This is a genomic window from Paenibacillus hemerocallicola, from assembly GCF_006265175.1.
Classification (GTDB): domain Bacteria; phylum Bacillota; class Bacilli; order Paenibacillales; family NBRC-103111; genus Paenibacillus_AB; species Paenibacillus_AB hemerocallicola.
The window spans coordinates 45,740-58,491 of the sequence record NZ_VDCQ01000017.1 but is presented as its reverse complement, the minus strand read 5'-3'; the positions used below and the strand labels follow the sequence as shown (position 1 = coordinate 58,491).

Below are 12,752 nucleotides of genomic sequence, written 5' to 3'. Positions count from 1 at the left end.
GGCCATAAAATGGCAAACGTTTCTGAACGATTCGAGCAAGTCGGATTATCTCTCGGGTGGAAGGAGTCGCCTGCAGTCAAGGAGCCGAAGCTCGTATTGCCGGTGCGGGTGGATGGCCGTTACGCATACGTATCCGGCAATGTTCCGTTCTCGGCGGGCGAGTTGAAGTTCAAGGGCCGCATCGGCGCGGATGTGTCGATCGAGGAGGGCAAGCTGTCAGCGGCCTTCTCCGTGCTGAACTGCCTGAAGGCGCTGGACCGCGAAGTCGGGCTCGACTCGGTCGAGCAGATTGTCAAAGTAACGGGATATTTGAGCTGCACCGAGGAAGTAACCGAGCATCCGGACATTATGAACGCGGGCAGCCAAGTGCTCGTCGACGTGTTCGGAGATGCGGGCAAGCATGCCCGGGCCGCGCTCGGCATTCATACGCTGCCGCTCGGCTCCTCTACCGAGGTAGAAATCGTCGTGGCATTGAAAGCGTAACATGGCCGTTATTTTGCTCTATTGGCTTGCCATCAATATCGTCGGCTTTTTCCTGTTCGGGTTCGACAAGCTGAAGGCCGTGCGCAAGGAGCGGCGGGTGCCGGAGAAGCGCTTGTTTCTGATCGCCGCGCTCGGCGGCGCGGCGGGCGCCTGGATCGGAATGAGGAAATTCCGGCACAAGACGAAGCACGCCTCGTTCACGTTCGGCATTCCGGCGCTTCTGCTGCTCAATATCGTATGCGTGAGCTTGTTGATCAAAACGTTCGGATAGAGGAACCGGATATCCGGTATCGTGTGCACAATGGAGCCGCTCCCTGGAGAGCGGCTCTTTTTGCGATCGTTTGAACAGCTGGGTGGTTCGCTATCGGCTGCATTCGCCTCATCCAGCAAGCATAAGCGCAAAGTTGGTTCATTCCTTCATTGCGGAACCAGAAGAACAAGGCAGCAGGATATCGGAGTACCCAGTCACGGTGGAATAAATGGCTGAACTAATGCGTATACCATTTGTCCGGTTCAATTGGTAACTGTCCGTTTGCGAATTGCTTATATGCGCTAATGATACTAGGACGTATATCTCCAAATAGGTTTTTGCGATCATCGTACTAACCGGGACACTAGTTTTAGCAAAAATATAGGAGATTTTTAACAAAAACCATCTACAAAATTCGACATATTATGATATGATCATACACGAACCTACATTGGATTTCGGAGGAAGCGATCATGTCAGCCAAGCAATTGTCCAAATGGAGCTTAAGGAATATGTCCATCCGCAGAAAGTACTCGATCGTCATGCTAGTCATTGCCATCGTTCCGCTGCTAGCCTCTACCTTGTTTTTCATCAACTATTTCGGAAACGCAACCAGAACGGAAAATGAAAAAGTCGTCAGCAGCGTGCTGAATTCCAACGTCGATCGTTTGGTTGAATGGATGCACGGCAAAATCAATTTCATGGAGTCGCTCATCAAGCAGCGCAACGAGTTCAGGACGGCGGATCCGGCCATCATTATTCCCGTACTGAAGGTGCTGGACGAAAGCGACGAGCAGGTAACTTCTTTTAACATAATCAACGCGAGCGGGGACGGCGTCGATACGAGCAACGTCCCGATCAATATCGCCGACCGCGATCATTTCAAGAAGACGAAAGAAACGAAGCAGCCGGTCATCGCCGACATGGTGGTCAGCAAGAAGACGAACAAATACGTGCTGCCGATCGACGTCCCGATCTTAAACGAGTCCGGCGCATTCATGGGCCTGCTGTCCGCCTCGGTATCGCCGGATACGTTCGCGGCGCTGACGTCCACGATCAAGGTCGCCGACACCGGATACGGCTACATCATATCGGGCGCCGGAGAATATTACACCCATCCCGATGCGGCCCGAATCGGCAAAACGGTCGAGGAATTCGAGACGACCGACGGAGCCAAGGACGCTTTCAAGCAAGTACTGGGCAGTCCGAGCGGTAGCGTTACTTATACGGGCGTCGACGGCAAAGAAGTCATTACTCACTACGATACGATCCCGGATACGTCATGGAGATTGATCGTAACGGTTCCGACAAGCGAAGTGTATGCCAAAGTAAAAGAAGTGCAAAATATCGCGATTTGGTTTCTGCTGCTCGTCGTTGTCGTCGTTACGGCCATTTCCTTGATCATGACGCGTTACATAGCGAAGCCGATCGTTACCATTTCGAATTTCATGAAAAAGGTGGCGAATAACGAACTGAACGAAAGATTGGTTGTCCGGTCCGAGGACGAAATCGGTCAAATGAGTCGCAATATCAATGCGATGGTCGATTCGACGGCGGATATCGTACGCAAAATCAACGGCACGATCGCGCATGTCGCCTCAGCTTCCAAAGAGCTGCTGGAATCGGCGGAGCAATCCACTCAGGCAAGCGTCCAAATCGCCTCGGCGATCCAGGAGGTGGCGAGCGGAGCGGAAAGCCAGCTGCAAGGAGCGGAGCAGTCGGCCAGAGCGATGGAGGAGACGGCGACGGGCGTGCAAAAAATCGCCGAGTCGTCCGGGATCGTAGCGGATCAGACCGGAATCGTATCTTCCGAGGTCGAGAACGGTTATGTGGACATTCAGGCGGCGATCGGGCAGATGAACGTGATCGCGACGTCGGCGAACGACGCTTCGACGGTAATCGGCCGGCTCTACAAGCATTCCGACGAGATCGGGCAAATCGTCGATGTCATCTCGAACATTTCGAGCCAAACCGCGCTGCTTTCCTTGAACGCTTCTATCGAAGCGGCCAGAGCGGGAGAGCAGGGCCGCGGCTTTGCCGTCGTCGCGAATGAAGTGAAGAAGCTGGCGGAGCAGACGACGCAATCGGTAGCCAGCATCGTCGGGCTCGTCCAATTGATTCAGCAGTCGGCCAACGGGGCCGTGGAATCGATGCAAAGAAACGTATCGGAGATCAACGGAGGCATAAGCAAAATGCAGCAAATCGGGGAATCGTTTGCGAACATCCGCACGTCCATCCGCGACGTTTCCGCGCAAATCCAGGAAGTTTCCGCCACAACGGAGCAAATATCGGCCGGTACCGAACAAATAACCGCATCGATCGTAGAGATGGTGAGCGTCTCCAAGCTGTCGGCGGACAACTCCCAATCCGTCGCGGCCTCGACGGAGGAGCAAAGCGCCATCATGGAGGGCATCGCTTCCTCCGCACAATCGCTGGACAAGCTGATGGGCGAATTGAACGATTTGATCAAAGTATTCAAATTGTAGGCTGCGACAAGACGTCGAAACGGCAAGGAGCTCCGACTTCTTGCCGTTTTGCTCTTTGTTGCCGATTGACCGCTTGCGGTCGGAAATCTATAATGCTTGTAAGAAGCCCGCAGCACAGGGCGAACGGATAAGAACCATCGTTCCGGGGGGAGCGCCATGCAGATCAGAACGTTCAATCACCATACGTTTCACTCCGGCTACAAAGGGAAAAGCGGGGGGATTCACCCATACTTCGAAATCTTGTACGTGACGCAAGGAAAGGCGACATTGGAATGGATGGGGAGCGAATACGAAGTCCCGTCGCCGAGCCTGTACGTCTTGACGCCGAATACGCCCCATCGAATCGTCCGGTTTCAGACGCCGTTCAGCTTCTGGTATATCGAGCTGGATATCGGGGATGAGGATGCTTTTCCCGCGAGCGAGCAGGCGATTCACTGGAATCGCTTACAAAAAGAGGCCGATTACGAATCGGACGAGCTGCGCCCAATCAAGCAGACGCTTGACGCCTTGAGCATGGCGCTGGAGCTCAAGCATCGGGGCGATAAACGATACGACGAGGAGATCGTCATGCTCGACATCAGAAAGACGGTACGCCTAATTCAAAACGATCTCCGCAACCGCCTTCAGACCGTTAACGAGGCAAGCGACAAGTCGAGCCGGGATTTTATCCAGACGCTGATGAGACATATGGAAACGAGCTACTACGAACCGATCGATTTGACCCGGTTGTCGAACCGGGTACATCTGAACTCCTCCTATCTCGTACGGGCATTCAAGCACGAGACCGGGGTCACGCCGATGCAATATTTGAACAAGCTGCGGCTGAGCGCGGCGATCAGCTATTTGGTCAATACCGAGATGGGCGTGCAGCAGATCGCGGAGGCGACCGGCTTCAACAGCATCCACTATTTTTCCCGGCTGTTCAAGCGCAAGTACGGGATCAGTCCCCAGCAATGGCGGCTCGCGAACAGGAAGTAGCGCCAACGGGGTTCGCACCCGGCCTGATTGCGCAGCAGGTTGCTGCTGGATACGACATCCATGTCCATGTGCGAAAAAGGCTGTAGCCTGTGCACCTAACGGCCGCGGGCTGTCTTAACGTGTTCCGGAATGCTTCTCTCTGTAAGCTCCAGGCGATAGCCCGGCGAATTTCTTGAAAGCTACCCCCATGTACTCGGCATGCTTGAAGCTTAGTCGCTCGGCGATGACGGACAAGGTCCAGTCCGTTTCGGTAAGCAGGCGTTTCAAGAGCTTCATCCTTACCTGGACGATTTCCTCATGAGCGGTTCGACCCAAAGCTTGCCGAAAACGATGATCCAGAGACCGGCGGGATAGCGGAATAGCGCGCAGCACGTCCTCCACCTTCAGATCCTCGTAGGCATGCTCGCGAATGAACTGGACGGCCGCCGATACGTAAGGATCATCGACTGCGACGACATCCGTGGACAAGCGCGTAACCACCTCGAGAGGCGGGATGGACCATACCTGAGGGTCGATTCGTTCGCCCGCCATCATGCGGTCCAGCAGCGATGCCGCCATGTATCCGGTTTTCATCGTATCCGTTCTGATGCTGGATAACGGCGGGGAAGAGAGGTTGCAAAGCAAATCGTCGTTGTCCACTCCCAGAATGGCGACCTGGTCGGGAACAGCCACACCGGCAATCCGGCATGCCTCCAGCAGCGAATGGGCCATAATATCGTAGCAGGCCATGATGCCGATCGGCTTGGGCAGCTGCCCGACCCACCGGGCCATCGCCATCCTTTCCTCCATTACCGTCGATTTGGATTCGTGCTGAAAGCGGTGGATCGTGTGGCCGTTACGGCGAACAATCCGTTCAAAGTGCCTCTCCCGTTGAACGGACCAGGGGAATGAGGGATCCCCGCAATACGCATAGTGCCGCAAGCCCCGGCCGGCAAAATGTTCCGCCGCCCAATCCGCTATCGTTTCATCGTCAGTCTCTACGCAAGGCAATGCAGGGATCAAGCGCGACGCGCTCAGATCGACGGTCGGCACATTCAGAAGCCGGACATACTCGGCTATCTCCTTATTCTCGATACGGGCCAGAATACCGTCGCCTCGCCAGTCGTTCAACCAGGACAAGTCCGTGCCGAGCCGGCTATGCTCCCCCAGATAGATCGACCATGGGCGGTGCGTCCTAATGTACGATTTGATTCCGGCGAGCAGTCCGCGCGCATATTCGTTGGAGGTTTCGATCAACAGAGCGACATGCTTCTGCGGCTTCTCTTCTTGCCGATGCGGATCATCTGCTGTAAAATTCCTCATTCTATACTCCTCTTATCTGTCTATATGGTTTATCGTATAATAATTTTCGCAAATATTAAATGTAAAAAATCAAAGGATTTGTACGAAAATTCTCATCGACCTTCCCGTCGCCGGTGGATATAGTATAAGTATTGTTGGGGAGGGAGGAGCTTTCGGTTGAAAAAATTAAAAATCGGCATCGCGGGTTTAGGGTTTGGCGCGGAATTCATTCCGATCTATCAGCTGCATCCTCATGCCGAACTGATGGCGGTATGCCAACGTTCGGCGGAGAAGCTGGGACGGATAGCCGACCATTTCGGCATACCGAAACGATACAGCCGATACGAGGATATGCTGCTGGATCCGGATATCGACGCCATTCATATCAATACGCCGATTCCCGACCACGCGGAGCAGAGCATTGCGGCGCTGCGGGCAGGCAAGCATGTCGCCTGCACGGTTCCTATGGCGACCTCGATAGAAGACTGCCATCGAATCGTCGAAGCCCAGCAGCAGTCGGGGAAACAGTACATGATGATGGAAACGGCCGTATATACGAGAGAGTTTTTCTACGTTAAGGAATTGCTGGATCAAGGGAAGCTCGGTCGCATTCAATTTCTGCGGGGCGCACATCAGCAAGAGATGGCCGGGTGGCCGGGGTATTGGGAAGGATTGCCGCCCATGCACTATGCGACGCATGCGGTCAGTCCGCTGCTTGCGCTGGCCTGCCGGGAGGCGGATAGCGTCAACTGCCTGGGCTCGGGCAGGATCGGGACGAGGTTGGCCGAGAAATACGGCTCGCCGTTCGCGGTAGAATCCGCGCTGTTCCGGTTGCGCGATTCGGAGCTGGCCATGGAGGTTACACGCTCCCTTTTTGAAACTTCCAGAGAATATGTGGAGAGCTTTAACGTGTACGGAGACCGGATGAGCTTCGAATGGCAGCAGCTGGAGCGGGAAGCGCCGGTCTTGTTTGCCGGCGAGACCGGTGAGCGCGTGCGGATTCCGGATTACGCCGACAGACTGCCGAAAGAAATTCGTAAATTCACCATGCAAGGGGTTTACGACGCGTCGGAGAACCGACATCTTTCCTTCACTCAGGGAAGCGGACACGGAGGCTCTCACCCTCATCTGGCTCATGAGTTCGTAATGAGCATCATCGAGGAACGGAGGCCGTTTCCCGATGTCTATACTTCCGCGAATTGGACAAGCGCCGGCTTATGCGCGCACGAATCGGCCATGAACCGGGGCGTTACGGTCCAACTGCCTCATTTCGGAACAACAGGCCAAATCGAGGAGCGAGCGCGATGTCCAATACGCTGAGAATGGAATCCTTGCCCGGCAGCTTGCGGATATACCGGGAAGATCAATCCGAACCTTTAATGGTTCAGCATGCGGAGAGCAATAAGCGACCCCATATTCATCCGATCTCGGCCCCGGACGGGAAAGGCGTTCTGACCGAGGACGCGCCGTCTCACCATCCTTGGCAGCATGGTCTTTACGTTGGCTTGAACGCGGTTAACGGCATCGGGTTTTGGAGCGAGGGGCTCGGCGGAAATCAAGATCGCGACGGCTCGTTTCACCCTCTCCCGATCGAACATGTCCGGACCGCCGGCAATCAGGCGTCCTGGACGGTTCAAGCGGAATGGCGCGACCCTTCCGGGTCTCCGATGCTGCTGGAGGAGCAGGCATGGTCCTTTATAGACCTTGGCGATCGTTATGAAATGGATCTGAATTGGCGGCTATCCGCGGAAATCGATTTGACCTTCGGGCAATCTCCCTATGGAGGCTTGTTTCTTCGAATGCCGTATCGCAACGAAGCAGGCGGCGAAGTATACAGCAGCGAAGGGTTGCGAAATGCCGAAGCGGAAGGGCGGCGGGCTCGCTGGGTTGCCGTGAGCATGCCGATCGAGGGGCGGGAAGGTCCGGCGGGAATCGCGATCATGGATCATGTCGCCAATCCGGAGCATCCGGTTCCTTGGCGCGTGGACGGGCAGCTGGGGATTTGCCCAAGCTGCTGCATCGCCGGAGAATGGAAGCTGGCGCAGGGCCGAAGCCGTTCGTTCAAGTTTCGCTTGCTTGTATTTTGCGGACAACTCGAGGCTTCCGTTATCGAACGATCGTGGAAGTCATTTTGCGGGAGGTAACATGACTATTCAAAATGTGATTGTCGTCCATCCGGACTTCGAGCAGGTGTGGCCTTATACGGCGGAGAGCTTGCGGCAGCTTCTTGGAAGGGCGGGGGAATTCGAGCTGATTCGATTGGCTCCGGGCTGGGCCGGCAAGCTTTCCGAGGCGATTGCGGCTCCCGAGAAAGTAGTCCGCCTCGTATCGTTGGCGGTTCCGGTGACGGCCTCGTGCATGGACAGATTCCCTAACCTTCGGGAGGCCTATATCGGCACCGGCAATTATGCCGTCCGGATACCCGAGGAAGCGTATTCGCGTCTGAAGGACAGAGGCGTAAGCGTGTACGCCCAGCCTTCCGAAGGATACTGGGGACAATCGGTCTCGGAATTTGCCCTCGGGCTGACGATATGCGCGTTAAGACGGATTCCGCAAATGCACCGCGAGATGATCGAGAGTCTTGAGCCATGGAAGTATGAGGCTCAGCAGTTCGGGGACGATCCCCGCTTCGTCAACGGCACCGTGGAAGGCAAGCGGGTGCGCATCGTAGGTGCGGGAAATATCGCCAGCCGATATGCGAGCTTCGTCAGCATGCTGGGAGCCGATGTCGCCGTCTGGGATCCGTATGCCGCGGAGCCGGCCTTTCACCGTGCGGGCAGCCGGAAGGAGTGGTACCTGGAGAGACTGGTGCGGGACGCCGAAATTTTCGTCCCGATGGTACCGCTGATAGAGGGAACGAAGGGACTCGTGACCGCAGAGCTTATCCGGATGTTGCCGCAAGGCTGTATCGTAGTGCTGGCGACGCGCGCCGGAATATGCGATATGGAGGCGATCAGGAGGAGGGTGCTCGCCGACGAGATCAGCCTCGCCGCGGATGTATTCGACATAGAGCCCTTGCCGATGGACGACCCGCTTATCGGGCGGCATAATGTCATTCATACGCCGCATAATGCGGGAAGAACGAAGGAAGCGAATTTCAAATGGGCGGAGATGCTCGCAGCCCAGTTTCAATAAGGACTCAAGCAGCTGTCATCGGCGAAAGCTCGCCGTGGCGGCTGTTTTTTTTGATATCGTCCGGGGTTAAATCGATTGAACTGTATTACATGCAGTTATTCCCCGTGGAAGGTTCCCTGCTGCGGTAGTTAACTGGAAAACGTACAGTTATTTTAGCTTGTTTTTGCCATTTATCGATTTGGCGGAGATTTAGCTACAGGTTTTCCATTTATTTTGGTGAAGTTTGCTTTATTTCTAATTTTAACTGCATATTTTCCGGTTGTTGAAAAAGTCAAAAAGAGAGATTTGAAATACAAAAAAAGAGATGGGGGATATGTGCGGAAAGCGAAGCGGTTGACTTTAAAATCGTGTTGCAACCGCTAAAATCTTAAAAACAACACGATGTTAACGGATGTAGAGCGCACTCCCCCACCTCTTGTCTCCGACGCTTCCTCTCTTTGTCAGACTTTTTCAACAGCCCCATCGTACATTTGGTTTGCGATGGGGTCAACTGTTCGGCGCCACTCTTCAGTCTCCGCAGGAAGCTTCGCAGACGGGAGTCCGAATAACAGCCCCAAACCGCTCTTACTCGAGACTTTCTCCTGCTTCATCCTGCGAATATGACAAAGAAGGTTTAAACGTTCATGCAATATGCGCGGTTAGCGATTAAAATCCGCCAGCTTGATCTCGGCGCAATTATCGGCCGTTGTCTGTTCGGCTAGGGCCGGCCCCCCTGGTCGGACGCTCATGTCAGTTTTGTGCAAACGGGGTCGATTGACGATATGCGGAAAGCGGTTTCCCGGAATTGGCACAGTAGACGATAGGTGCGGATCATCTAAAGACCTCGCGGCGGCGTTTCATTATGATTAAGGTGTAGCGATTAACCAAGGGGGAATCACAATGAAACGTTTATGGACGTTAGCGGCGCTCGCGACGGCGCTGGTCGCGACGACGGGCTGCGGCCAGGGAAGCGCGGGAGAGTCGAAAGGGCAGGAGACGGCGAATGGCGGCAAGAGCACGCAGCCCGCTCCGGAGCCGGTCACGCTTACGCTGTACATGCAGAACGCTTTTCCGATCCAGGATCTGATCGTAGAGGCGGTGCGCAAAAAATATCCGCACATTACGCTGCAGCCGCTGCTCAGGCAAAAGGGACAGCTGCCGGAGGATCTCGTGGCGGCGGGTACGTTCCCGGACCTGATCTACAACAGTACGCCGTGGTATGCGGAATATATCAACCTGAACGTGCTCCAGGACTTGAACGAGCTCGTAAAGAAAAACGGCTTCGACGTATCGAAGCTCGACCCGCTCGCCATCGAGGCGATCAAGATGTGGGGAGACAAGGGCGAGCTGTACGCCTTGCCGATCTATCGCAACTTCGCGGTCCTGTATTACAACAAGGACTTGTTCGACAAGTTCGGGGTCGCTTACCCGAAGGACGGCATGACCTGGAAGCAGGCGGGGGAGCTGGCGGCCAAAGTAACGCGGACGGACGGCGGCGTCCAATACAAGGGACTGGACGCGAGCGATTCGTACTCGGCCGTCTCGCAATTGACGACCCCGTTCGTGAAGGCCGACGGCAAAGCGAATCTGGAGGCGGAGCGGTTCGCGCTGGCGCTGGACAACCTGAGGACGATCTACGGCATACCGGGCAACAGCCGGGGCAACAACATGCAGGATTTCTACAAAGGAACGGTGGCGATGTCGGCTTTCTGGAACGTTCTCGGCAATTTCGAGGACAATTACAAGAAAGGCGTCAATCAGAACTGGGACATGGTCACGATGCCGACCTACGAGCAGGTGCCGGGCAAGTCGTTCCAGGTCGACTCGCACAATTTGAGCATCTCTTCGCTAAGCAAGCATAAGGAGGCGGCGTTCCAAGTCATTACCTATATGACCTCCAAGGAACTGCAGATGGACATCAGCCGCAGCGGCTACGTATCCAGTCTCGTCGATCTCGAGCCGCAGAAAGTGTTCGGAGCGAACCTCCAGTCGCTGAAGGGCAAAAATACGGATGCGATCTTCAAGCTGCCGTCGGCGCCGTTGTACAAGGTCCATGCCTACGATTCGCTCGTCAGGGCCGAGCTGGCCAAAGCGCTGACTGAAGTATTGGCAGGCAAGGACATCAATTCGGCACTCAGGGACGCGAACGACAGGGCGGACAAACTGCTGGAGCAGCAGAAGAAAAAATGATCGCATGCATGACAATCCGATCTTTCCAAAATTTCGGCGGATAAGGGAATGCCCGATCCGAACGTAGAGATTAAGGAGCGTGACGCGAAGCATGAAGACGAACCCGGAAAACAACCTATTGCCGCAACACCCCGCCAGCGAACAGGGAAGCCGCACGATTAGCCGGAGGGAGGTACTGGCCGCCCTCTCGGTCGCGGGAGCCGCCGCGGCAGCAGGCATGATGCTCGGGGAGCGAAGCGGATTTGCGGCAGCGGCGGACTCGTCTCCGCCCGTCCATTCCGTCATGAACGCCGTATATGGCCAAAATCCGGACGACTGCTGTTCGCCGCTCGCCGGCTTCGACCATGTGGCGGAGATGAAGCTGGCGGATCTTCCGGCCGGAAAGCTGGCCAGCACCGTCTCCTATTATGCCGGCTGGGCGGCTTCGCCGCTCGGTCCGCTCGGCGGAGCGTTGTACGACATCGTCGCTCCGGGAGATTTTGCCGGTACGCCGGACGGCTACGGCGATCATGTATTGGTCAACGGCAACATCGCCGTCATCCGCAAGACGGGAGGACTCCTCGCTACCCGATATGGAGCGAAAGGAGACGACGGCGCGACCGACTCGTATCCGCAGCTGCAGGCGATGGCGCTCCAGCTCAAGAAGCAGGGGGGCGGAACGGCGGTGCTGGATTGGGCCGGCGGCGCATACGGCATCGGGGAGACGATTACGCTGTGGAACAATACGACCTTCGGAGGACCGAATTGGTTGAAAATCATCGCGCAAACAACTTATGATTGCGCGGTTACCGGCGTACCCGGAGCCAAAAACGTGCATATCACCGAGCTGAAGGTGGACGGCGGACTCATCCCGGCCCAGGGCGGGCTCTACTTGCGCAGAAACAATACGGAATGGCATGCGGGCAGCATTACGGTCAAAAATGCGGCGCACAGCAAGTCGCGCAAAGGGGGCAGAGCCGTAACGTGCGAGGCCGGCGTCAATCCGGGCCTGTACGGAGGAAGGAAAGCGGTCATCGGAAGCATCATCGCCATCGATTGCTATATGGCGCTCTGTCTCGCCGGGGGAACGAATCAGGAGGATACGGGAGTCGTCGTGAACAGCCTCGTGGCCGAACGCTGCGAGACGGTGATCGGACTGTTCGGGAACTCGGCCGGCTACCCTCATCCCGGGGTGAACATGCAGCACGTGGTCGGCGGAGTGGCCGCCCGCAATTGCGGAAAGGCGGTCACGTACGCCCGTCCGCACGGCGCGTTCGTATCCGATCGCGGCTCGAATGTGCGGATCGGCAGCCTGTCGCTGCATAATGACCCCGCATACGGGACGATCGGCTCCCTGTTCATGGGCGACTGGTCCAACGTCGCGGTCGACGGCGCAACGTTTATCGGAGATTGCGGCAGCCTGCTCTCGTTTACCCGCTTCTTCGAAGCCGACACGATCGCCGACGACGTCTTCGCCACGTTGAACTGCGCATTCAAAGGAATCAAGCATGTAGGAACGTGCGCGAATACGGTGACGACCAGCAAGGCGGACGATCTGAAAGTTCGCGATACGGAGCTCGGTCTGGCTACGGACACAGTTACCTCCGGTCTCGTGCTGACGCCGGCCATGGCGGCGAAGACGACCGTATATTGCAGCATCCAAAACCGGCAGCATCATACGCGGATCGAAGGGTTCGCGAGTGCGATCGGCTCCTCCGCGCTGCTGTCCGATTACTCAGGCGCCTCCGTCCATTACGGCCTGACGGCTCATGTACCGGCTTATCCGGACGACGCTTCGGCGGGAACGGGAGGCTTGAGCGGAGGCAGACTTTACAAGACGTCTGCTGGAGACGCGAGAATAAAGCTATAGCCGGCAGCTTGCCGGAACGGCCGGTTTGTCCGACCGCCTGGTCGGAAGCCGCATATCGCGCCGGAAACGGGCTTGAGAACGGGCGCGATTGACCCGCGTACTCCGGTAACCGTATAATTCC

The 12,752-nt window shown here is 56.1% G+C and carries 10 protein-coding genes; 9 read left to right on the top strand and 1 reads right to left on the bottom strand.

Annotated features, from left to right (window positions below; all coding sequences use genetic code 11):
- Nucleotides 1-9: 9 nt before the first annotated feature.
- The 4 genes from FE784_RS14295 (at nucleotide 10) to FE784_RS14280 (ending at nucleotide 4,197) form a co-directional block, all read left to right on the top strand.
- Nucleotides 10-483: a RidA family protein gene (locus FE784_RS14295; RefSeq protein ID WP_139602882.1), complete on the top strand. Its 474-nt coding sequence runs from the start codon at nucleotides 10-12 to the stop codon at nucleotides 481-483.
- A gap of 1 nt (nucleotide 484) precedes the next feature.
- Nucleotides 485-754, top strand: coding sequence for a DUF1294 domain-containing protein (locus tag FE784_RS14290; RefSeq protein WP_139602881.1), 270 nt, complete (start codon nucleotides 485-487; stop codon nucleotides 752-754).
- Nucleotides 755-1,206: 452 nt separating this feature from the next.
- Entirely contained in the window at nucleotides 1,207-3,219 is a 2,013-nt protein-coding gene (locus tag FE784_RS14285) for a methyl-accepting chemotaxis protein (RefSeq protein WP_139602880.1), read from the top strand.
- A 156-nt stretch (nucleotides 3,220-3,375) separates the two neighbouring features.
- Nucleotides 3,376-4,197: an AraC family transcriptional regulator gene (locus FE784_RS14280; RefSeq protein WP_139602879.1), complete on the top strand. Its 822-nt coding sequence runs from the start codon at nucleotides 3,376-3,378 to the stop codon at nucleotides 4,195-4,197.
- 114 nt (nucleotides 4,198-4,311) lie between these two features.
- On the opposite strand, the gene FE784_RS14275 is transcribed toward FE784_RS14280, so the two are convergent.
- A complete protein-coding gene (locus FE784_RS14275) occupies nucleotides 4,312-5,499 on the bottom strand; it encodes an AraC family transcriptional regulator (protein ID WP_139602878.1) in 1,188 nt (395 codons plus the stop codon).
- Nucleotides 5,500-5,655: 156 nt separating this feature from the next.
- Between FE784_RS14275 and FE784_RS14270 the strand changes: the two genes are divergently transcribed.
- From FE784_RS14270 to FE784_RS14250, 5 genes are all read left to right on the top strand, one after another.
- The gene (locus tag FE784_RS14270; protein ID WP_139602877.1) at nucleotides 5,656-6,798 is read left to right on the top strand and encodes a Gfo/Idh/MocA family protein; all 1,143 of its coding nucleotides are present in this window, start codon (nucleotides 5,656-5,658) and stop codon (nucleotides 6,796-6,798) included.
- Nucleotides 6,783-7,622: a DUF6807 domain-containing protein gene (locus FE784_RS14265; protein WP_176706212.1), complete on the top strand. Its 840-nt coding sequence runs from the start codon at nucleotides 6,783-6,785 to the stop codon at nucleotides 7,620-7,622. The genes FE784_RS14270 and FE784_RS14265 overlap by 16 nt, the downstream gene beginning before the upstream one ends.
- 1 nt (nucleotide 7,623) lies before the next feature.
- On the top strand, nucleotides 7,624-8,613 hold the full coding sequence (locus FE784_RS14260) for an NAD(P)-dependent oxidoreductase (protein WP_218103775.1): 990 nt from the start codon (nucleotides 7,624-7,626) through the stop codon (nucleotides 8,611-8,613).
- 879 nt (nucleotides 8,614-9,492) lie between these two features.
- Nucleotides 9,493-10,782, top strand: a complete 1,290-nt coding sequence (locus FE784_RS14255; RefSeq protein WP_139602875.1) for an ABC transporter substrate-binding protein — start codon at nucleotides 9,493-9,495, stop codon at nucleotides 10,780-10,782.
- 91 nt (nucleotides 10,783-10,873) lie between these two features.
- Nucleotides 10,874-12,631 carry a hypothetical protein gene (locus FE784_RS14250; RefSeq protein ID WP_139602874.1) on the top strand — a complete coding sequence of 586 codons (1,758 nt, stop codon included), beginning with the start codon at nucleotides 10,874-10,876 and terminating at the stop codon, nucleotides 12,629-12,631.
- Nucleotides 12,632-12,752 lie beyond the last annotated feature (121 nt).